The organism is Burkholderia torrens (assembly GCF_984668525.1).
In genome coordinates, this window is the sequence record NZ_OZ480212.1 from 1,852,385 (window position 1) to 1,875,295 (window position 22,911).

The window sequence follows — 22,911 nt, forward strand, 5'->3', positions numbered from 1 at the left end:
CCAATGGTCTACTGATGCCGGACTGCCGGGGGGACGTCAGCGCACATCGCGCGTCTGCCCGAGCGGACGACACCACGCACGCCGGAGCAGCACGTGAAAAACGAAATCAGAACCATCCTCAAGCACGTCGCCCACCTCGAAGCCGCGATCGATTCGATCGGCGACGGGGACGACCTCTACGAAGCGGGCCTCTCCTCGCTCGACACGATCCAGCTGATGCTCGCGATCGAGAAGCAGTTCGACATCGAGATTCCCGACGAGATGCTGAACCGCAACCTGTTCCGCAGCATCGACGCACTCGCGGCCACGATCGCCACACTGCAACGCACCGAGCACTCCGCATGAGCGCGCTGCTTCCCGAACTCGCGGCCGACAGCGCATCGCATCGGCTCGACGAGGCCGCGCACGCCGTCGCACAAATCGCCGCGCAGCATGCGGATGCGGTCGATCGCGACGCGCGCTGCCCCGTCGAGGCGATCGAGGCGATGCGCGCGCGCCGGCTGCTCGGCGCGATGGTGCCGACCCATCTCGGCGGCGCGGGCGCGTCGCTGGAAGACATCGCGTCGGCCTGCTCGATCCTCGGCCAGGCCTGCGCGTCGTCGGCAATGGTGTTCGCGATGCACCAGATCCAGGTCGCCTGCATCGTCGACCATGCCGCCGACCAGGGCTGGCACAAGCTGTTCCTGCAGCAGCTCGTGCGCCACCAGTGGCTGCTCGCGTCGGCCACATCGGAAGACGGCGTCGGCGGCAATCTGCGCGCGAGCCAGTGCGCGCTCGAAACCGACGGCGGCGGGTTCCGGCTGCGCAAATCCGCGCCGACGATCTCGTACGGCGACTACGCGGACGGCATCCTCGCGACCGCACGACGCGATGCCGACGCACCGGCTTCTGAGCAGGTGCTCGTCACGCTGCTGCGCGACGGCTACACGCTCACGCGCCGCGGCGAATGGGACACGCTGGGAATGCGCGGCACCTGCAGCAACGGCTTCGTGCTCGATGCGCAGGGCGCCGCCGTCCAGTGCCTGCCGGTCCCGTTCGCGAAGATCGCCGAAGAAACGATGGTGCCGGTCTCGCACATCCTGTGGGCCGCGGTATGGATCGGCGTGGCCGGCGACGCGTTCCATCGCGCGCACCAGTTTTTCCGTGCACAGGCACGCCAGACCGACGGCGCGCCGTCGCCCGCGGCGCGACGCATCGCCGAATCGCTCGCGCTGATGCAGGCGATGCAGGCCCGTGTCGACGCCGTGCTGCGCATCCATGCGAACGCGTCGTCGAGCTCATGGTCGGCCGGCATGGCCCGGGCCGCCGAAATCAACACGCTGAAGACCTACGTGTCGACGACCGCGCTCGAAGTCGCGCACCAGGCGATGATGATCTGCGGGATGGCCGGCTACAAGCAAGGCACGCCGTTCAGCATCGGCCGCCACCTGCGCGACCTGCTCGCGGCGCCGCTGATGATCAGCAACGACCGCATTGCCGCCAATACTGCGAGCCTGCTGCTCGCGCTGCGTCCTGCGACGCTGGAGAAACATTCGTGAACGACCGCCTCGCCGTGCCCTCCGCCGCCTCCACTCCCGCCGACGCGCCGCTCGACCGCGCAGGCGTCAACCCGCTGCGCGACGAACTGATCGACGCGGGCCTGCTGGTCTCGACCGGCATCCAGGGCCTGTTCGGCCGCAGCGAGCGATTCGAGCGCGTGGTCGAAGCGCTCGACGCATTCGTCACGCGCATCGGCGCCGACCAGCAGGCCGAAGTGCTGCGCTTCCCGCCGGCGATGAGCCGCACCGAGTTCGAGCGCAGCGAATACATGAAAAGCTTCCCGCAGCTCGCCGGCAGCGTGCATGCGTTCTGCGGCGACGAACGCCAGCACCAGCGCGTGCTGCAGTGCCTCGATCGCGGCGACGACTGGACCGAAAGCCAGAAGCCGACCTACGTCGTGATGACGCCGGCCGCGTGCTACCCCGTCTATCCGGTCGTCGCACGCGCGGGCGCGCTGCCCGCCGACGGCCGGATCGTCGACGTGTTCTCGTACTGCTTCCGTCACGAGCCGTCGCTCGACCCGACCCGCATGCAGCTGTTCCGGATGCGCGAGTACGTGCGGATCGGCACGCCCGAACAGATCGTCGCGTTCCGCGAAACGTGGATCGAGCGCGGCACGCGGATGATCGACGCGTTGCACCTGCCGAATGCGATCGATCTCGCGAACGATCCGTTCTTCGGGCGCGGCGGCAAGATCGTCGCGAACAGCCAACGCGAGCAGAACCTGAAGTTCGAGCTGCTGATCCCGATCGAGCACGACGGCCGCCAGACCGCATGCCTGAGCTTCAACTACCACATGGACCATTTCGGCCTGCTGTGGAACATCCGCACCGCGACGGACGACGTCGCGCACACGGGCTGCGTCGGCTTCGGCCTCGAACGGCTCACGCTCGCGTTGTTCCGCCATCACGGCTTCGACATCGATGCGTGGCCGCAAGCGGTGCGCGACGTACTGTGGGGCACGCGATGAGGTTCGTTTCGCGCGACGGGGAAGACGCGTCGTTCGAGGATGTGCGCCACCGCGCACGCCACTACCGGCCGCACCCGCTGCACAGTCAGGAGATGGTCTGGAAGCAGACCAACTGCTACGTCGACATGTGGCTCGAGGTGCTCCGCTGGTGGGGCCTGAATCCGTACGCAGCGCTACCGTTTACGATCGCGCTTGATTTCGAGGGCGACCAGTTCACGTTCTTCAAGTTTCCGCACGACGAACTGGAGCGGCTCTACGGGATCGTCGTGCAGGAACATTCGATCTACGAGCCGCTCGACCGGCACATCGAGACGCAGGTCGCGCGCGGCCACCTGATGATCGTCGAGGTCGACGCGTGGTTCCTGCCCGACACGCGCGGCAGCAGCTACCGCACGCAACACACGAAGACGACGATCGGCATCGACGCCATCGACCGCGTGAAGCACCAGATCGGCTATTTCCACAACAGCGGCTACTACGTGGCCGAGGATTTCGACTACAACGGGCTCGTCGGCGGCAGTTCGCCGATGACGTTGCCGCCGTACGTCGAATGCGCGAAGCGGCGGTTTACGCCGCTCGACGAGCGCGCACTTTGCGACGCGTCGCTCGTCGCTCTGCAGCGTCACCTGCGGCGCCTGCCGGTCGTCAATCCGATCGCCGCCTTCCGACGGCAGTTGCAGATCGACGCGCGCACCCTCGCCGATGCGCCGCTCGAGCACTTCCATGCGTACTCGTTCAATTCGGTGCGGCAGCTCGGCGCGAATTTCGAATTGTTCGGCCATTACGCGCGCTGGCTGCAGGCCAGCGGCTGCGTCGGGCCGTTCGCCGAGATCCGCGCCGCGTGCGATCGCATCGCGTCCGAAGCGATGGTGCTGGAATTCCGGCTCGCGCGTGCCTGCGCGCGCGGCAAGGAAGAACGCGGCGATTCGACGCTCGAGGCAATCGAAGCCGCGTATGCCGACCTCGTCGCCTGCGCACGGCAGATCGGCGCACCGCTGCGGCATGTCGCGCCGGTGCGCAGCGACACGGCACCCGTGCCGGCCATGCGGTGACGCGCGCGCGTGCCCTGCCTGCGTGGTCGATGCTCGCGACGGCCGCAGGCGCCGTACGGGAACCGCGCGACCTTCCGGCCGATGACGGCGGCTGGGTCGCGGCGCCCGTGCCCGGCACGGTTGCGCAGGCGCTCGTGCTGGCCGGCCGGCCCGGCGACGCCCCGTCGCTCGACGAGCGCGACCACTGGTACCGGATCGCACTGCGCGGGCACGGACCGCGCGTGCTGCGCTTCCACGGCCTCGCGACGCTCGCGCAAGCCTGGCTCGACGACACGCCGATCCTCCGCTCCGACAGCATGTTCGTCGCGCACGACGTGCCCGTCTCGCTCGACGGCACGCACCGGTTGACGCTCTGCTTCCGTGCGCTCGCGCCGCACCTGCGCGACGCGCGCGCGCCGCGACGGGCGCGCTGGCGTACGCGGCTCGCCGAGCCGGCCGCGCTGCGCACGGTCCGCTCGTCGCTGTTCGGGCACATGCCGGGCTGGTTCCCGCCATACGTCCCGGCCGGCCCGTGGCGGCCAGTCGACGTGCTCAATCCGGCCGACGGCCCCGTCCTGGCCGAATCCCGCCTGCAGGCGCGCGTCGAAGGCGACACGGGCTGGCTCGACGTGGAGCTGACGTTCGCCGCGCCGCTGCCCACGAACCTCGCCGCGCGGCTTTCATGCGGAGAACATCAAGCGACGCTCGAACGCGCCGGCGCCGACCGGCTGCGCGCGAGCGTCGCGGTCCCCAACGTGCGCCGCTGGTGGCCGCATACGCACGGCGAGCCCGCACTCTATGAGATTACGCTGCATCTCGGCGACGAACGGCGGCCGCTCGGCTCGACCGGCTTCCGCACGATCGAGGTCGACGGCGGCGCCGACGGCAAGGGTTTCGGACTGCGCATCAACGGCGTACCGGTGTTCGCGCGCGGCGCCTGCTGGAGCAGCGCCGCCCCGCTCGCGCTGCACGCGGACGACACGACCTACGGCCGCCTGCTCGGGCTCGCACGCGACGCCGGCTTCAACATGATCCGCGTCGGCGGCACGATGACCTACGAGTCCGACGCGTTCCACGCGTGGTGCGACCGGCTCGGACTGCTGGTCTGGCAGGACTTCATGTTCGCGAACTTCGACTACGCGCTCGACGATCCCGCGTTCGCCAACGACATCGATCGCGAAGCCGATCAGTTTCTTGCACGCCTCGGCGCCTCGCCTTCGCTTGCGGTGCTGTGCGGCGGGAGCGAGATCGCGCAACAAGCCGCGATGTCGGGGCTCGGGCCGAAGCAGCGCTTCCTCGAACTGACGGCCGAGCGGCTGGCCGGCCATGCGGCCGCGCGCCGCCCCGACGTCCCGTACGTGCCCGATTCGCCCGACGGCGGCGTGCTGCCGTTCACGCCGCGCGAACGCGTGTCGCACTATTACGGCGTCGGCGCATACCTGCGTCCGCTCGACGACGCGCGGCGCGCGGATGTGCGTTTCGCGAGCGAATGCCTCGCATTCGCGAACCTGCCGTGCGATGCGACGCTCGCGGCGCTCGGCTGGCCCGGCGTGCATGAGCCGCGCTGGAAAGCAGCCGTGCCGCGCGACCCCGGCACGTCGTGGGATTTCGAGGATATCCGCGACCACTATCTGCAGACACTGTACGACGTCACGCCCGACCGGCTGCGGCGCGAGGATCCGGCCCGCTACTTCGAGCTGTCGCGCGCGGTGATCGCGGACCTGATGCGCGAGACGTTCTCCGAATGGCGACGCAGCGGCTCCCGCTGCGCCGGCGCGCTCGTGTGGCAGTTCCAGGACGTGATGCCCGGTGCCGGATGGGGCGTGATCGACGCCGCGCACCGGCCGAAATCGGCGTGGTACGCGCTGCGCCAGGTGCTGCAGCCGGTCCAGGTGCTGCTCGTCGACGAAGGCCTGAACGGGCTCGACGTGCACGTGGTCAACGAACGCCCGGTGCCGCTGTCGGCGGCGGTCGAGCTGATCGCGCTGCGCGACGGCCGCACGCCGGTCGCGCGGGCCGGCTGCCCGGTGCGGATCGCCGCGCACGACGCGATACGGATCGGATCGGCCGACCTGCTCGGCCGCTTCTTCGACTGGACCTATGCGTACCGCTTCGGGCCCTGCGAACACGACACCGTCGTCGCGACATTGCGCGCCGACGACGGCACGCTGTTGTCGCAGGCGTTCCATTTCCCGTCCCGCACGCATCCGGCCGTGCTGGCCCGCCGCGAACTCGGGATCGAGGCGTGCGTGTCGCGCGCCGGCAGCACATGGCACGTCGACATCGATACACGGCACGTCGCGCGCCACGTGCAGATCGACGCGCCGGGCTTCGTGCCGCGCGACGACTGGTTCCACCTCGCGCCCGGCACGCCGGCGCGTGTCGCGCTCGTTCCGTTGCATGCGGCCGGAAACGACCCGGCAACCGGCGACCATGCGCCGCCGGTGGTGGACATCCGTGCAGTGAATGCCGCGCGCGCGGTGCGCGCCACGCAGGCCGATTGACGTGACGCTCGCGGCCGCCTCGTGCCGCGAGCGTGTTCCATCCAGTCTCGATCCAGTCTCTCAGTCGGATGAACCCGTGCCGCGTGGCCGCTCGATGCCGTACGCCTCCATCCAGCGATACAGCGTCGCGCGCGACACGCCCAGCTCGCGCGCGGACGCCGCGACGCGGCCGCGCGTACGCAGCAACGCGGTTTCGATCGCCTCGCGCTCGATCGATTTGCGGATATCGGCCACCGACGGCGACGCCGCATCGAGGCAGTATTCGAGTTCGAGATCGCGCGCGGTGATCAGGCGCCCTTCCGTCATCACGACTGCACGGCGCACGCGGTTGATCAGTTCGCGGACATTGCCCGGCCAGTCGTGCTTGTACAGTGCAGTAATCGCATCGGTCGAGAACCCGCGCACGCGATGGCGCGCGTCGCCGCGGAAACGCTCGAGCATGTGGTGCGCGAGCAGTTCGATGTCCTTGCCGCGTGCACGCAGCGGCGGCTGGTCGATGCGCATCACGCACAGACGGTGGAACAGGTCGGCGCGAAAACGGCCTTCCTCCATCGCGTCGCGCAAGTCGACGTGCGTGGCCGACACGATCCGGACATCGACGGGCACCGGATCGCTGCCGCCGAGACGATGAATCGAGCGCTCCTGCAGAAACCGCAGCAGGCTCGCCTGGCTCTCGTGCGGCAGGTCGCCGATTTCGTCGAGCAGCAGCGTGCCGCCGTTCGCGGCTTCGACATAGCCGATCTTGCGCGCGTTCGCGCCGGTAAACGCGCCGCGCTCGTAGCCGAACAACTCGGATTGCAGCAGGTGCGGCGGAATCGCGCCGCAGTTGACCGCGACGAACGGGCCGCTGCGCCGTTCCGAATGGCGATGGATCGCAACGGCCGTCAGTTCCTTGCCGGTGCCCGTTTCGCCGAACACGAATACCGGTGCGTCGGTGCGCGCGAACCGCCGCACCGTATCGAACAGCCGCAGCATCGCACTGCACGTGCCGACGATGCCCTTCTCCTCCGATTCGAGCTGTTCGCGGTCGCGTGCGAACAGGCATTCCATGCCATACGCATGGCCGACCGTATCGGCGATCCGCTGATGCGACGCGGGCAACGTGACGTAGTCGAAGCAATAGTCGCGCAACAGCGCACGCACGTTCGGCGACGCGGTCTGGCCGACGTCGACGAGCGCGACCCACACGACGTCGCGCATCGACGCGCAGGTCGACGCGATGCTGCCGATCGCATCGGCATGGCCGCCGCTGAGATCGAGAATGCCGCAGGTGATTTCGCCGGACGTGTCGCGCAACTCGTTCGCATGCGCGACGATCGACACTTTCCAGTCGCGGCGCGACAGTTCCTTTCGCAGCATCACGGACGGCGACTGCGTCCAGTAAATCAGCGGACGCTGGCCGTTACCGCTCTCCGCGCCGGCGCTCTTATCGCGCGTTATTGGCATATTCATAACGAACCATCACTTTCTCCACTCCGCGACCCGTTCGCGTGCGCTGCGGCCGGGGGCGCATGGCCGCCTTTCCGCGCTGCGTTGCCGCAGCCTTGGCGAAGATCGAATCTGCACACGGCGAGAACCCCCGGAGGTCGAGCCGGATGTCATCCGGCCTCGTTGTCATCGAACTCGAACGGAACGCGCGGCTGCGGAAGCCACGACATTCCGGCTTTGAAGCGCCCCGCCGTCAGGCCGGGCACGTCGGCAAACGGAACGTCCGTCCGCATGTGCGTCGCGTCGTACACGACAGTCGCGCCCGATGCCGAACCGGACGGCGGCCAACCCGCTCGCGGAGTGACCGCCGCATTTCATTCCTTTTTGAATTTACACCCCGTTTCGAGATGGTCTTGTTACCAAAAGATAATCCTGAATCAACCGGTTACGCAGCCCGTCGCCACGCGCGACACATGTTTGGCCACTGAGATTTGATTATCACCGAGCATTCCCGTCAATCAGTGGCAAATACTACTTTTCCGCAAGATAGCCACGATCGATTGCGTGCAATTTTCGCCGAAATCCGGGAAAAATACCGGCACCGTATGCCGCGCGCCGCATAATCGGGCACACTGCCGGCCGGCTGCACCGTCTTGGGACGGCACGCGGGCCGCCCAACCGTTACACGCCGTAATCAACCGGCGCGAATACCGGTCAGGTTCGCAGCGCCGCCTGGCCATGCCGGACCGGCCGATCATGCATGCCGCCTGCGGCCGGAGCGCCGTCGTCCGGCGTAAAGCCGGCGGGACCGGCCATCTCCTCCTGCAACGCGGCATAGCCGTCCATCACGAAGCGGGTGAACTCGTCCCGAAAGCGCGCCGAACCGAAGCATTCGGCATTCGCGCGGCACGCGTGCGGATCGATCGACCCACGCGGCAGCGCTTCGAAACGGGCAAGTGCGTCGAGCAGCGCGTCGACCGTCTGCGCGTGGTAGAACAGGCCCGTTGCGCTGGCGGCCGGCCACGCGCGCACCGATTCGCGCACGCCGCCCTTCCCGTACGCGATCACGGGCGTGCCGCACGCCTGTGCTTCGACCGGCGAAATGCCGAAATCCTCTTCCGCCGCGAACACGAATGCGCGCGCACGCTGCAGGTGGTCGTGCAGCACGTCGAACGGCTGGTAGCCGAGCAGTGTGACGTTCGGCCCGGCCAGCGCGCGGATCTTCTCCATCTCCGGTCCGTCCCCGATCACGACGAGACGGCGTTCGGGCGTACGCGAGAACGCGTCGACGATCAGGTCGATCCGCTTGTACGGCACGAGCCGCGATGCGGTCAGGTAGAACGTTTCCTTGTCCGGGCGCAGCGACAGGTGGTCGACATCGACCGGCGGATAGATCACCGTCGCTTCACGCCGGTACGTCTTGCGGATCCGGCGTGCGATGAAGTTCGAATTCGCGGCCACACGATCGACGCCGTTCGCCGAGCGCGCATCCCAGTTGCGGATGTAATGCAGCAGCGCCCGCGCGATCGCCGATTTCGGCCCGCGTGCGAGCCCGGCCTCGTTCAGATACTGGTGCTGCAGGTCCCAGGCATAGCGCACCGGCGAATGCACGTAGCTGGCGTGGAACTGGTCCGGGCCGCTCAGCACGCCCTTCGCGACCGCATACGAGCTCGACAGCACGACGTCGTACGCCGACAGGTCGAACTGTTCGATGGCAAGCGGAAACAACGGCAGGTAGCTGCGGTAGCGCGTGCGCGCGAACGGCAGCTTCTGGATGAAGGACGTGCGCACCGCCCGGCCGCGCAGGCAGTCACGATCCTCGAGGAAATCGACGAGGCTGTAGACATCGGCCTGCGGAAAGCAGTCGATCATGTGGGCCAGCACGCGCTCGGCGCCGCCAGGCACGACCAGCCAGTCGTGAACGATCGCAATCTTCAAGTACCGCTCCCGATTCTTCATTGACGTTCGATATGGGCGAGCCGCGCAACGCGGCCACCATGCGGTGCCAATTATCGGAAAGCACCGGCGCGGCCGTTGTGTGCTACCGCACACTGCGCCGTTGTCGGTGCATCGCGACCGTCGCACCTCGCGCAGGCCCACAAACCGGAGCGTGAGTGCGCTTTCGAACAGACCGGCTCGCACGGCATCCGCATCATGATCATCGCCGCACCGCACAGGACAAACGCGTCCGCGCGGCACGGCGTGCTGAAGGTTTCACACGAGGACCGCATCATGGAATGGCATTGTTGTGAATTCGAACATCTGAGCGCCGTCGATCTCTATGCAATCCTGCGCGCACGTAACGCCGTGCTGGTCGTCGAGGATGCGCATACCCATCTCGACATCGACGGCAAGGACGCAGGCGCATTGCACGTCTATGCAACCACACGCACCGGCGATACCGCGGAAGTCGCGGCCTACGCGCGGATCCTGCCCGGCGACGACATCGACCCGGACGTCGTGATCGACAAGGTACTGACGAGCGAAGCGTGCCGCGACGGCGATACGCTCGAGCACCTGCTCGAACGTGCGTTGACCGCCGCGCTGGCCGCGTGGCCGGATGCCGCGCTGCGCATGCACGTCCCCGAGCCGCGCCAGGCGTTCTACAAACGTTTCGGATTCCGCAAGGCATACGGACCGTATCTCGAGCAGGGCGCGCCGTTCGTCGGCATGATCCGGCCGGCCGACCGCGCCGCCGGCGCGCTGCGCCAGCTGCTGTCCCGGACCCTTTCGACGGCCCGCCCGCGAAATGAAGACGCACGCGCCGACGGACGCGTACACAACCGGCTGCCCGCCGATACCGGAGCCAACCGATGACCCGCACCCTACGCCCGGTTCCCGAACCCGACCTGCCGCGCATCCTGCCGGTCATCCTCGCCGGCGGTTCCGGCACGCGTCTCTGGCCGCTGTCGCGCGAACAGTATCCGAAGCAGCTGATCGAGCTGACGTCGAACGAATCGCCGCTCTCCGCGACCGCGCGCCGCCTGAACGGCATCGCGAACGCCGCGCTGGGCGACACGCTGTTGCTGGTTTGCGGCGAACAGCATCGCATCATGAGCGCCGCGCAAGTGGTCGACCGTGCGGCGCCCGCGCGCATCCTGCTCGAACCGGCCGCGCGCAACACGGCACCGGCGCTCACGCTCGCCGCGCTCGACGCCAGCGTGCTCGAGGACGACCCCGTGCTCGCGGTGATGCCGGCCGACCACGTGATCGCCGATGTCGGCGCGTTCCAGGACGCGATCTCCCGCGCGGCACGCTACGCGCAGGAAGGCGCGATCGTCACGCTCGGCGTGCTGCCGCGCCGCGCGGAAACGGGCTACGGCTATATCCGGGTCGGCGAGCCGCGTACGAGCCGCCACGGCGGACAAGGCGGCTATTCGATCGGACGCTTCGTCGAGAAACCCGACGCCGCGCTCGCCGAACGCTACCTGCAGTCGGGCGATTACTGGTGGAACAGCGGCATTTTCGTCACGCGTGCATCGGTCTGGCTCAAGGCGATTCGCGCGCTGGCGCCCGAGATTCACGCGGCCTGCGAGTCGGCATGGCGCGCGGGCGTCGCCGAGGATCCGTTCTTCCGGATCGACGCGGCGGCCTTCGACGCCTGCCCGTCCGACTCGATCGACTACGCGGTCATGGAGCGCCTCGCCGACAGCAGCGATCTCGGCATCGAAGGCATCGTGGTGCCGCTGTCGGCCGGCTGGTCGGACGTCGGCACGTGGGATGCGATCTGGGAAATCATGCCGAAGGACGATCACGGCAACGTCGCGCGCGGCCCGATCGTGTTCGAGGACACGCAGGACAGCCTGGTGCGTTCGGAAGGCCGCCTCATCGCGTGCGTCGGGATGAAGGATGTCGTCGTGATCGAGACGCCCGACGCGGTGCTCGTCGCGAACAAGCACGACGTGCAGCGCGTGAAGAACATCGTCGCGCGCCTGAAAAGCGACCGGCGACCGCAGGCGAGCGAGCACCGCAAGGTGCAGCGCCCGTGGGGCCATTACGATTCGATCGATCTCGGCGAGCGGTTCCAGGTGAAGCGGATCGTCGTCGAGCCGGGCAAGCGGCTGTCGCTGCAGATGCACTATCACCGTGCCGAGCACTGGATCGTCGTGCGCGGTACCGCGAAGGTGACGCGCGGCAACGAAACCTTCCTGCTCAGCGAGAACGAGTCGACGTATATCGCGGTCGGCGAAGTCCATCGTCTCGAGAATCCCGGCCGGATTCCGCTGGAGATCATCGAGGTGCAATCGGGCAACTATCTCGGCGAAGACGATATCGTGCGCTTCGACGATCAGTACGGGCGCGAGGTCGAGGCACTGCCTTTGCAGCAGGCATAGCGGTGCGGGATACCGTGCGCCCGGCCCACCGTGCGCGCGAACACCGCGATGACGATATCGATCGACGGGCGCGTCGCGCCTTCAGTCGATATCGCGCCGCGACCGGCTGGACTGCCTGACGAATTCGCGTACATGCGGCAACAACGAGACACCCGCGCCCACCACGTCCGGCGCGACTGACCGCGATTGGAGCACGGCCGCGCACGGCCCGGCTTTCGCGTCGGCGGCGGCGCAATCCTGCCTGGGGCCGACTCGCACCGTCATGCCGTGGACCTCCGACAAGGAATTGTCCACGAGCTGGACGCCCGACACGTTTCCCCACAAGCGAATACCGTCGAACCGCGCATGCGACACACGGTTGCCGATCACGGCCACGCGCGTCACCGAGCCCGACCACGTGCTGACCTCGATCGCGGCCTGCTGGGTGAGCGGACGCGGGTCGGTCCGGCCGGCTGCGGTCTGGATGGCCGATACCACGTTGTGCTCGACCCGGACGTCGGACACGCCGTAGGTCCGGTAGCTGTCTTCCTGCGCGACGAGGATCCCGGCACTCACCTGCACGTCACGCACGGTGTTGTCCGAGATCGTCACCTCCGCGCCGCCGACCACCGTGATTCCGCGCCCCCACGTATTGCCTTCGAGCATGTTGCCGGTAATCAGCACGTTGCGGGTCAACGCCCCGTCGGCCAGGTAGCTCACCACGGCAATCATGTCGTCGCCGGACCCGCGGACGACATTACCCTGAACCAGTACATTGCGCGCGCCGTGCGTGATGTGAATGCCGTCGGCGAGTGTCGACAGTACCTGGTTGCCGACGATCGCGACGTCCGCTCCGCCGAACACGAATATGCCCGCGCTGGCGCCGCCGTCGATGACGTTGTCGAGCACCTGCACGTCACGCCCCGTCACCTCGACCTTGGTCGATTCCGGCGTGTCGAGACGCGTCGCGCCGGTTCCCTTGAGATGAAACCCGGCGAGCGTCGACCCGTCGCCCCGCATCTCGATCGTCTGATTGCCGGGAACGGTCGCAATCAGCGTCGCGCCGACACCCGACAGCACGACATGCCGCTGCCGCACGACCAGCGAACGGCCGACGACATACCGTCCCGGCATGAACACCAGCCGCTGGCCCGGCTGCAGCACGTCCAGCGCGCGCTGCAGTTCGTCCGCCTGATCGGCTGCATCGGGGTCGGGATGAACGTACGCAGCCGGTAGATCCACGTGAATCGCACTCGTTCCGGAAGTGCCGGATACTGCCGCGGCGAACCCCGGCCACGCCAGGCAGCCAGCCATCATCATGCCGGCGATACCGGCGCATACGCGACACAGGCACGGCGATCTGTGCATATCGAATCACTTCCAGGGAGCAACCCGGCGCACGCATCAGCCGGTCGCATCGCCGGACGCGAGCACACCACGCCCCCGACGCGACGTGAGCGTACGCGCAAGCTTCACGAACGGTGCTTCACACAGTCGGTAGCCGGCCCACGACAACGGGATCAAAGGCACCATCGGTACGATCATGTATAGACCGAGCGGCCATCCGGCGATGTGGAAACGCTGACACAGCCAGTACGCCGCAAACAGCGGAAGACTGTGCAACAGGTACACCGAGTAACTGATCTTGCCGATCCACGACAGCAGGCGGATGCGAAGCTTCAGCACGGTCGCGAGCATCGCGAACGTCGCGATGCCGATCATGTAGGCAAGCGAAATCGGAAGGTGAAACGTGTTGTGATGCCGCCAATCATCGATGGCCCCCGCCAGCGCAACGCCGACGACCGGTACCGTTGCATAAGCGACCGCCGCCCGGTAAGTGACGGAGAGCCGAGACAGCGCACCGCCTCTGGCCAGTCCGACATGCAGCAGTCGCGTGGGGTTGTCGTACGCCTGGCGAAAGCATGCGCCCCAGAACATGATCCCAAGATGATATGGCATGGTCTTGTACTGACTGAGAAGATCAGCCGGGAACAGGTGCAATTTGAGCGTCAACACGAACAATCCGCATAACCCGACAGTGACCAGGCACAGGTGGAGCATCCGGTGAAGCGCCCCGCACCAGAACAAAATCAGGCACAACCCGTAAAAATACAACTCCGTTTCCAGCGTCCAGCCATGCGGCAGGATCAGGCTTTCCCCAAAGGCAACCGGGATCATGGTCACATTTGCCAGAATGCCACGCAGGTCCATCGTTTTATCGAACAAATACCAATGAACAAAATACCCTGCGGGCAGCGCCAGCCAATAGGCCGGATACAGTCGAAGAAATCGACGAACGAGGAACCGCTTCGTGCCCGCGCCGATCTCGCCGTGCAGGCTGGTTGGAATCAGCATGCCGCTGATCGCGAAGAAAATGACCACCCCGATTCTTCCGAAATTCACGGAACGCTGCAGCGTGTCCAGCACCTGCTGTGAACCGGCAAGGGGGACGAATCGTTCAGCATAGTGCGTCCATATGACGAGGATCACCGCGACGGCACGCATGGCGTCGATATGCTGAAACCGCTCGGAACTCATCGCGTTTGACATGACTGGAATGGTGAAGACTCAACGCACAAGGCGGATGGCCTGGTTCATTTGGGATCCGAATGCCTCGCATCGATCCAATACCACCAGGCGAGTGCGAGAACTGCATAAAAAGCCGTACGCGAGCCGAACATCATCCAGTATTCACCTTGCTGAACGGCGAAGGTTGCATATGAAAAGACCTTCGCCATCAGCCATAGCATCACGACCCCGCCGCGCATCGCCACCAGAATCTGCAGCGCACCGAGCGCGCCGTACACCAGGCCGGTCATCGCGATGAAGAGAGCGCCTCCGGCATAGCCGAACCAGTACACGGGCACGGCCATGTTCCCCATCGTGAAGGTCACGTCGTCGAACATGTAGGCCCTGAGCACGCTCGGCTCGGTGTACGACTTCATCAAGTCACGCAAGCCGCTCGGTTCGGAATCGTCGAAAAACGTCGGCATGGTCCAGGAACCGAGCGAGTTCACGAAGCGCCAGAAAGCGTCCGTGCCACCAAGCCTCGGCGCCGTGAACAGGTGTGCATCGTTGTCGACCACGTACCACGGCTGGCCCTGTAGCAGAAAGCGTGACGAAAGCATGTCGGCAACTTCGAGCCCCTGCCCGCGGTAGGAGTACACAATGGAAACGGCACCCAGCAACAGCGCCAGTCCCGCACCGATACCCAGAAAGCGGACAACCGGCTTTCCGTTCATCGCATGAATCGAAATGAACGGCGCCAGCGAGCACAACCCGATGTGCAGCACTGCCATGAATTGCTCGCCATGCATCACGTTGAGCGCCAGGTCGACAGCCATCGTCAGGATCGCCGCCGCGCGGATGCGCTTGTCGGGACTGGTGGCAATGGTGCCCAGCAGAAAACCCATGAAGGACTGATTGTTCAGGAACAGGTTGAACATCGTCCCGTTCGATGAATCATTCCGCAGCGCATATCGATTGATGCCGGAAAACAACGAGAACCCGGACGTCAGACCCGCGATCACACCGATCGCGATGATCGTGGCCGCGAGCCCGAACCCGATCACGATGCTGATCGGTTGAAACGTGATCCGTGCCTTGATCGGCTCGCGCGCCGGGCGTTCGTCCAGAAACCGATCGAAGGCAACGAACGCACAGACGACGAAAATCAGATAGAACGAAAGGAGCCGGCTGAATGCCCCTGTCGCGTCACCGATGACGTCGGTTTCCGTCAGATAGCCGCCGTCCTCCAATCCCACGCCGGCAAGGAATGCGGTCATGCCGATCGCCAGCACGTAAAGCATCGAAATGGCAAACACCGGGCGCGATTTGACCAGGGCAACGAGCCCTAATGTTGCCAGCAGAAACGTGCACAAGGCGCTCGACTCCTTCATGCCGAGCGCCGGCATCACCGCGTTGAACAGCAATGCGAGCACGAACAGCGTCAACCCGATCACGCTGTTCGCGGAGGCAAAGCCTCCCGTGCCGCCCAATGCTCCGGTCGTTCTATCCATCGTGCCGCAACCCGAAATTCGCGCCATCCTTCATGCACCCGTACCCGGCGGCGCAAGGCTCATCATCACGGGGGCTCAGGACCCTCGCAAACCGCGTCCGGGAAGGCCGGATCAACCATGACCCGACGAACGGCATGGCTCGTGCCGTATCCGTATCGACTTGAGGTGTTCGTTTCGCCATGATCCGATGATTCATTTGCTGCGCTCCGCTCTGCTCAACATCACGCAACGTTTCTGAGCAGTTCCTTTCTTACGCGCGTCCATGCCCTGAACCACAACGTATCGGATGCGACGTAGCGAGGATCGGCCTGCGCCCGGGTTTCCTTCGCGTGTCGATTCCCGTTCGCGTAATAGCCGTGGCGCAACGGTGAAAGCGCGAAGCCGTTGAACACCAGGCCATCCACGTTCGCACCGACCTTGTTCAGGTTCTCGATCGCGTCCGCCACATCGGCGTAGCTGACCGAACCTTGACGCGCCACCATCAACGTGATGTCGGCGAACCTCGACAACATGGCGACGTATGCTGCCGGACGAACCGGCGGCGCATCCACGATGATCACGTCATATTCGCCGCGCAGCGAAGCGAGCAGCGCCCCCAGTTTCTCGGTGCCGTACAGGTTCGGTGCGCGATCGGCCTGCTTTCCGGCAGACAGCATGTCGAGATTTTCCTGAACGCGAGCGATCGCCTTCCTGAGATCGATCGAGCCTTTCAGCACATCCGACAATCCCTTCTCGTATTTCGCCGGCACGCGTCGATCAATGCCCCCTTGGCCCGCATCGGCACGCACAAGCAGGGTCTTCAGGCCGCTGGCCGCATACAGACCAGCAATATTGGCGGAGATCATCGACTTGCCCTGCCCCGGTTCGGGCGACGTCATCAGGACAGTCGTCGCCTTGCCCCCATCCGCGCTCATCCTGCAACGCAACAGCATGGCCAGATTCGCCATCGCCTCGGCGAGCGGCGTATCCGGGTGCTCGCTCACCGCCATGAAAGCCGACCTGTCGCTCAGGTCGGCCTCGATCTGCCGCGGCGACGACGGTAGTACGCCGAGCATCGGCACGCCGGCCATCGCTTCCAGATACTTCGGATCACGAACACGCCTGAAAAACAATGCAAAGCCTTGTGCCACGGCAACGCCCAATATCAGCCCGACCACTGCACCCAGCACGATCACGATCATGCGCTTCGGCCGAATCGGCTTGTCGCTCACATCCGCCTTGTCGATGATCGATGCATTGCCGACCGTGCCCGCTTTCGCGATCTGCAACTGCTGCGTGTTGTTCAGCAAGCCGACATAGAGCTGGTTATTGACTTCGACGTCTCGCGCCAGACGCAAATAGGTTTGCTGCTGCGACGGCAGGTGCGCCACCTTGCTTTTCAATTCGGCCGACTGCTGATCGAGCGTCTTCAGCTTGTTGACCACGGCCGCGATCTGAGGCTGTCCGGCTACATATTTGGACGACAAGTCCTGATACTCGAGCTTGGCTTCGAGCCGCGACTTGTCCACCAGCGCCAATTGGTCAATGAGCAGCCTGACGTCGCCCTGCGAATCGATCGAACCTTGCGAGTTGCGAAACGTGTTCAGCGCCTGCTCCGCCTGCTCCAGCCGTGCCTTCACCGCCGGCAGTTGCGCTTCGAGGAAGGTCAGGCTGCGTTCCGCGTCCTCTGAACGCCGTCTCGCGTTGATATCCAGATAGGCCGCGGCTATCGCATTGAGCAGCCGCGCGGCAAACACAGGATCGGGATCCTCGAGACTGAGCTGCATGATGCCCGACTGGCGTTTCGTTTCAGCGCCGGCCAGCTTGGTCAGGACGGCATCGAGTCGAACGGACGTGGCAACCCGCCGTACCCGGAACTCCGTACCGGGGCGCGCCACGATCCGCGACACCTCCACGCGATAGCCGTTGCCTTCGCTCGGCTGGCCGATGACGCCCTTCAACACCGTTTGGCCATCGCTGTCCTTCAACAGGAAACGGTTGCCCTCGAGATAATCAAACTCCAGCTTTTTGCCAAGCTGTGCATCGGGGACGTCGAATTTGCTGAATTCGACTCGTTCACCGCCCCACGCCCAGAACGGCGTATTGAACAACGGCTTGACGAGACCATCCGCATCCTTCGACAGGATCGAACCAAGAAAGCCACCTACGAGCGGAATCCGATTACTGACTGAAACTTCCGCCTGCGCGACGGTTTTCTCGATCGCCTGGGTGACGACCGTGCGCGAGCGAGCGATATCGATTTCGCCGATGACGGCGGAGTTCTGAATATCGAGCGCATTCGAAATCTCCGAAAGCGAACCCAGCGCGCTATGCTTGTTTTCCTGGACCTGTATCAATGTATCAACAGAATAAATCGGTGTCGCCGACATCGCATACACGATCGCCAACAGCAGGCATCCCAGAAAAACAGAAATAAATGCATTTCGATAATAAAACACATTCTCCAGCAATTCGGTCAGCGTAAAGCGAGTCGCGTCGCGGGAAATATTTCCCGCGCCGTCTCGGTACTCATTAGATGAACGCATATCCAATGCCATGCATAAACTCCCAAATTGCCACCTTGCCAGGCTTCTCGTGGCGCCGCGTGCTCGGGGTCACGCGTGCCGCGCGACACCCTTGCCAGACCGGGCCATCGTGGGTGCCTGCCCTCCATCCGACTGCAGGTCGGTAAAAAGTGCGCCACTGAACCCTTGCCCCCAGGAACCCCAATGATTCTGTTTGTCCGGGCCACTATGCGATAAATACCCGGCGCGCTAAGTGCGATGGCTTACATTAATAGGCACTGATGGTGCGAATCTCTCGGTTGCCCATCTGTCTCGTGCTATGTTAAGTGCCCATCGCTTCCCCTTTCGACAATCCATGACAATTGCGGGCTTGATGGCGCAGCCGGACGCATGACCGCCGATATCAGGATGTCGAGACGAGAAACGCCAGAAACTCGAAGGCACGGCAAGTATTAAATTAATTTAAATTGTTTCTAAATACGGGTCATATCCGGCCGGCAGACCAGCCGGTTTACCATGCTGAATGACGACATGAACAACCACCAGCTGTTCGATACGCTCGCGCTGAAAAAGAACGACCATGCAGCGCGTCGAATGCGCGCCGCGCTGTCCGTGGCGATTTCCACCCTGCTTTCGGCGTGCGCGTTCGCGCCGGGCCAGCATATGGCAGACCAGGCTGCATTGCCGGTCACGACCACCGACAATGGCGACGTGACCAGTGACATGAAGGTGCCGGTCAAGCAGATCGATCTGACGCTGATCAACCAGATTCACACGGAGCAGAAGCAGCGCACCGCGTCGCCGATTCCGGGCAATCTGCTCGGCAAGCCGAGTGGCTACAAGCTCGGCCCGGGCGACGTGCTGCAAATCACGGTGTGGGATCACCCCGAATTCGCTGCCGCTGTCGGCCAGCCCACGCAGAACACGAAATCGTCCGACGCAGCACCCGGTTTCGTGGTCGATAGCGACGGCAACGTGCAGTTCCCGTACGTGACGCGGCCGATCCGCGCGGCCGGGAAGACTTCGGCGCAGGTCCAGCGGGAACTCGATGCCGAACTCAGGAAAGTGTTTATCAAACCGCAAGTGACCGTTCGCGTCGCATCGTTCCGCGCCGAGCAAGTGTACGTAGACGGCGAAGTGCGCGCCCCCGGTTCGCAGGCGATCAACGACATTCCGATGACCCTGGTCGAAGCGGTCAATCGCGCGGGCGGCTTCGCGCCGAGCGCGGATCAGAGTCGCGTGACGATCAGTCGCAACGGCACGACTTATCCCGTGAACGTCGCGCAGATGATGAAGACGGGCAAGAGTCCCGCCGCCATCATGCTGCAGCCGGGCGACCTGTTGCATGTGGGTGCGCGCGATGACAATCCCGTCTATGTCATGGGCGAAGTGAACAAGCCGACGGCCGTGCCGCCCCAACGCGATGGCTCGCTCACATTGAGTGCGGCGCTTTCGGAGGCCGGCCAGCTCAACCAGCAGACGTCGAACGCCCAACAGGTTTTCGTGCTGCGCAAGGCCGCCGACAGCGAGCCGGTCATCTATCACCTCGACATGAAGTCGCCCGTCTCGATGCTGCTTGCGAATCAGTTCCCGCTCGCGTCGAAGGATATCGTGTATGTCGACAACACCGGGCTGGTCCGCGCGAGCCGCGTGCTGAACCTGCTGCTGCCCGCCATCAGCGCGGGGTTGACCGGGGCGCTCATCACCAAGTAACCGGCATGTCGGAGGGACGGGCAACGGCGACGCCCGTCGACTCGCATCGCAAATGGCTGTCGCTCGGAAGGATGGCGAATCCGATGCATCACGCTTCCATCGCCGCCTCCTCGCATCGCGTCAGCCCGAACGCGCCGACAGGTTGATCAGACCGACCCGCTCACGACAGAGGACATACGCAAGCGCGACGGCGACGGCCGTTTCGGCGAGCAACACCGCGATCGCCGCGCCGCGCTCTGCGAACAGCATGGCAAGCGGCGGCAGCAGCGTCACGTTCAGCACACCGGACGAGATCAGGATGATGCTGAAGGCGCGCTTCATGCCCATCGGCAGCATGGTTTGAACACCGAACAGATCCGTCATGCATGCCATGAACGGCACCAGTGCCAGGCAACGCAGCACGCCGACCGTCGGCGCAAACGAGCTGCCGTACAGGATCCGGACGATGAGCGGTGCGCATGCGTAGATCGTTGCCGACATGGTCAGCACCAATGCGCCCTGCAGCACGATCAGCTTTCGCAGGAACGCAAACGCATCGTCACGCGCGTGATGCATTAGATACGTGACGTGCGGATAGGTTGCGGCTCTCAGCGGTTGCAGCAGGCCGACCGCAGCCCGGATCAACTTGTCGCCAGCGGAAAAATAACCGGCGGCGACACTGCCCGAGACGATGCTCAGCAGGATGGTATTGGTCGATGCATAGAACGAGATCGACGTCGATGCCAGAAACACCTGCGAGCCGCCTTTCAGCGCGGCGGCGATGTCGGCGAACCGCACGCGGACACTGTCGATCTCGCGGTGGAGGAACAGGTAGGCAAGTAACGTCACTCCGCACAGCAACGGCACCGCCGCGTTGATGGCAACCGCGTGCAGGAGATCGTCCGGCGTGCGCACCCACAAGAAGAAGGCAACGACACTGCATGCACGGTACACGACCACCGTGACGCTGTAAACGCTCAGCTTCTGGATGCCCTGAAAGTACCAGCCCGGCGTCAGCGCGGCACCGACCGCCATCCCGAACCCGATCAGCAGCGCCGTGCGCTCCGCCGCGAAATGCGGGATGAGCAGGGTCAGCGCGACGAGCACGGCGAAGCCGGCGACCGTGATCGCCCACTGGGCGCACACCGTTGCCCAGAAAATCCGCGATCGCTCCACCCTGCCGTCCGCCAGCGCGACACGCGGCGTTGCGGTCAGGTCGAAGCTGTAATTGGCCAGATTGATGAAATACGTTGTCACCGCCAGCACGAACGACAACCGCCCGTATTGCAGGGGGCCGAGCACGCGCGTCAGCAGCGGCAACGTGACGAGTGGCACGACGTACGTCGAGATTTGCAATGCGAACAACAACGTAAAATTTTTTCGGACAGCGGTCATCGTGCTTTACGGGCTGAGAGGAAACAGTGTGCCAACTGTCAATGTGCCCACGTTCGCGGTACATCCGTGCCGATGCCGAGTACGGCACACAGCGACGACGCGTAGCATTCGACCGAGTAACGCGACCAGTCGTAGTGACGATTGTCGCTATCGAGGTGCGCGCGCAGTTCGGTGAGCGCGTGCGCGAAGCCTTCGGCCGTGCTCCGGTAGAGGATCTTGTTACCGATCTCGTCACCAAAGGTCGACAGGCTTCCGATGTCGTGCACGAGCGCCGGCAGGCCGAGCATCGCCGCCTCCACAATCACGAGGGGGGCGTTTTCCACCCAGATCGACGGCAACACGAGGGCATCGTGCGTCGGCAGCGCGGCGAACAACGTTGCATGATCGAGGCGCCCGGCAAAGCGCAGCCTCCCCGATTCGACGAGCATCGCGTAACGTTTTTCCAGGTCGGCCCGCTCGGCCCCGTCGCCGTAAACGGTAAGCGACGCAATCGCATCGCCGGCCGATTCGCTCATGAGCGCGAGAAACCGGCCGAGGCCTTTGTCCGCATCCACACGTCCGACGAACGCAAGATCGAGGCGATCGCTCCGGACGGGTTTGGGCGGACGAGGAACCAGCGTCGAGTCGATCGGGTTCGGCACCAGTGTGGCGGGAGTTCGGCCGCACTGCGCGATGAGATCTCGCATGAACGGGCTCGGGCAGAGGATCTCGTCGAACAGGCCAAGCGGATCGAAAAGCGCATCGACCGCATGCCAATGCAATTTCTTCGCGACGTCGTGAAGCATGCCGCGCGGGCTGGCCTTCAGCGCGACGCGCCGGCTGCGATGCAGCAGGTCGATCGACAACGGTTGCGCCCGTCCGCCGGGATAGACAAGCAGGCTCGGGTTGTAGAACAACAGGTGGTAATCGTGCGCGGTCATGAACAGACCACATCCCGAGTGCCGCTTGTAGCGTGCGAGCACGGGCAGAATCGCGCTCGACAACCGGTTGTGGTAGTTGTGCACGAGAATGCGTTGCGGGCGAAACCGATCGAGCAGCGCGGCGAGCGCACGCGCGGCGGCAGGTGACCATGCACGCGCCCGCCCGCCGCCCTCGACATCGGGTAGTGCACGCTCGTCGAAGGTTTCGACTTCAACGCCGTCACGGGCGCGCAGCACGTCGACGGACACACGGTACACTTCCTCGGCGCCGCCCTTGCGAGCAAAGTCGTTGATCACCAGCACACGCATCACGATTGACCTCGGCGAACACCATGTCGCGAACGCGAGGCCACGTCATCGACTGCATGACAGGGCCCGATCGTTGCGTGCGCGTTTCGCCAACCGCTGTCATCCCGGGTTGCATGCACCCGATCGTGCGTTGCCCGCTCACCGTGACGCGGATTCCACTTCCGATGTTCCCGGCACTCTTGCTTCATTGTCATTCCTGAACGGAGCCGCGATGGCGCCTGCGAACAGGCAACCCCATGAAAATTCGACACTGTCAGGATAAGACGACCGAAGCCGCCGAACTGTTC

The 22,911-nt window shown here is 64.8% G+C and carries 16 protein-coding genes; 8 read left to right on the top strand and 8 right to left on the bottom strand.

From position 1 onward, the window contains the following. Positions 1–93: 93 nt before the first annotated feature. From AC5LXX_RS24600 to AC5LXX_RS24620, 5 genes are read left to right on the top strand one after another with little or no spacing between them, the layout of a single operon-like run. Entirely contained in the window at positions 94–345 is a 252-nt protein-coding gene (locus AC5LXX_RS24600) for an acyl carrier protein (RefSeq protein ID WP_124447939.1), read from the top strand. Further along, positions 342–1,538: an acyl-CoA dehydrogenase family protein gene (locus AC5LXX_RS24605; protein WP_493411325.1), complete on the top strand. Its 1,197-nt coding sequence runs from the start codon at positions 342–344 to the stop codon at positions 1,536–1,538. The genes AC5LXX_RS24600 and AC5LXX_RS24605 overlap by 4 nt, the downstream gene beginning before the upstream one ends. After that, a complete protein-coding gene (locus AC5LXX_RS24610) occupies positions 1,535–2,509 on the top strand; it encodes an amino acid--[acyl-carrier-protein] ligase (RefSeq protein ID WP_493411326.1) in 975 nt (324 codons plus the stop codon). The genes AC5LXX_RS24605 and AC5LXX_RS24610 overlap by 4 nt, the downstream gene beginning before the upstream one ends. After that, positions 2,506–3,561 (top strand): DUF1839 family protein, encoded by a 1,056-nt coding sequence (locus tag AC5LXX_RS24615; protein WP_493411327.1) that lies wholly within the window; start codon positions 2,506–2,508, stop codon positions 3,559–3,561. Before AC5LXX_RS24610 ends, AC5LXX_RS24615 begins: the two co-directional genes overlap by 4 nt. Then, positions 3,558–6,044 (top strand): glycoside hydrolase family 2 protein, encoded by a 2,487-nt coding sequence (locus AC5LXX_RS24620; RefSeq protein ID WP_493411328.1) that lies wholly within the window; start codon positions 3,558–3,560, stop codon positions 6,042–6,044. Before AC5LXX_RS24615 ends, AC5LXX_RS24620 begins: the two co-directional genes overlap by 4 nt. A gap of 60 nt (positions 6,045–6,104) precedes the next feature. Here AC5LXX_RS24620 and AC5LXX_RS24625 read toward each other — a convergent pair whose 3' ends face one another. Continuing rightward, positions 6,105–7,496 (bottom strand): sigma-54 dependent transcriptional regulator, encoded by a 1,392-nt coding sequence (locus AC5LXX_RS24625; RefSeq protein ID WP_493411329.1) that lies wholly within the window; start codon positions 7,494–7,496, stop codon positions 6,105–6,107. 690 nt (positions 7,497–8,186) lie between these two features. After that, complete coding sequence (locus tag AC5LXX_RS24630) at positions 8,187–9,410, bottom strand: glycosyltransferase family 4 protein (RefSeq protein ID WP_493411330.1); 1,224 nt, start codon at positions 9,408–9,410, stop codon at positions 8,187–8,189. 216 nt (positions 9,411–9,626) lie between these two features. Between AC5LXX_RS24630 and AC5LXX_RS24635 the strand changes: the two genes are divergently transcribed. Then, positions 9,627–10,289, top strand: a complete 663-nt coding sequence (locus AC5LXX_RS24635; RefSeq protein ID WP_493411331.1) for a GNAT family N-acetyltransferase — start codon at positions 9,627–9,629, stop codon at positions 10,287–10,289. Next, a complete protein-coding gene (locus tag AC5LXX_RS24640) occupies positions 10,286–11,806 on the top strand; it encodes a mannose-1-phosphate guanylyltransferase/mannose-6-phosphate isomerase (protein WP_493411332.1) in 1,521 nt (506 codons plus the stop codon). Before AC5LXX_RS24635 ends, AC5LXX_RS24640 begins: the two co-directional genes overlap by 4 nt. Before the next feature lie 81 nt (positions 11,807–11,887). On the opposite strand, the gene AC5LXX_RS24645 is transcribed toward AC5LXX_RS24640, so the two are convergent. The 4 genes from AC5LXX_RS24645 to AC5LXX_RS24660 all read right to left on the bottom strand — a co-directional run bounded on the left by AC5LXX_RS24645 (position 11,888) and on the right by AC5LXX_RS24660 (position 18,341). Continuing rightward, positions 11,888–13,153 carry a right-handed parallel beta-helix repeat-containing protein gene (locus AC5LXX_RS24645; RefSeq protein WP_493411333.1) on the bottom strand — a complete coding sequence of 422 codons (1,266 nt, stop codon included), beginning with the start codon at positions 13,151–13,153 and terminating at the stop codon, positions 11,888–11,890. 36 nt (positions 13,154–13,189) lie between these two features. Then, positions 13,190–14,335, bottom strand: a complete 1,146-nt coding sequence (locus AC5LXX_RS24650) for an acyltransferase family protein (RefSeq protein WP_124447959.1) — start codon at positions 14,333–14,335, stop codon at positions 13,190–13,192. A gap of 44 nt (positions 14,336–14,379) precedes the next feature. Continuing rightward, positions 14,380–15,804, bottom strand: coding sequence for a DUF6418 domain-containing protein (locus tag AC5LXX_RS24655; protein WP_493411334.1), 1,425 nt, complete (start codon positions 15,802–15,804; stop codon positions 14,380–14,382). A gap of 221 nt (positions 15,805–16,025) precedes the next feature. Continuing rightward, on the bottom strand, positions 16,026–18,341 hold the full coding sequence (locus AC5LXX_RS24660) for a GNVR domain-containing protein (protein WP_493411335.1): 2,316 nt from the start codon (positions 18,339–18,341) through the stop codon (positions 16,026–16,028). A 498-nt stretch (positions 18,342–18,839) separates the two neighbouring features. On the opposite strand from AC5LXX_RS24660, the gene AC5LXX_RS24665 reads away from it, so the two are divergent. Further along, complete coding sequence (locus AC5LXX_RS24665; protein WP_493413406.1) at positions 18,840–20,021, top strand: polysaccharide biosynthesis/export family protein; 1,182 nt, start codon at positions 18,840–18,842, stop codon at positions 20,019–20,021. A gap of 120 nt (positions 20,022–20,141) precedes the next feature. Here AC5LXX_RS24665 and AC5LXX_RS24670 read toward each other — a convergent pair whose 3' ends face one another. Then, positions 20,142–21,395 (bottom strand): flippase, encoded by a 1,254-nt coding sequence (locus AC5LXX_RS24670; RefSeq protein WP_493411336.1) that lies wholly within the window; start codon positions 21,393–21,395, stop codon positions 20,142–20,144. Between the two features lie 38 nt (positions 21,396–21,433). Continuing rightward, positions 21,434–22,624 carry a glycosyltransferase family 4 protein gene (locus AC5LXX_RS24675; RefSeq protein WP_493413407.1) on the bottom strand — a complete coding sequence of 397 codons (1,191 nt, stop codon included), beginning with the start codon at positions 22,622–22,624 and terminating at the stop codon, positions 21,434–21,436. Positions 22,625–22,911 lie beyond the last annotated feature (287 nt).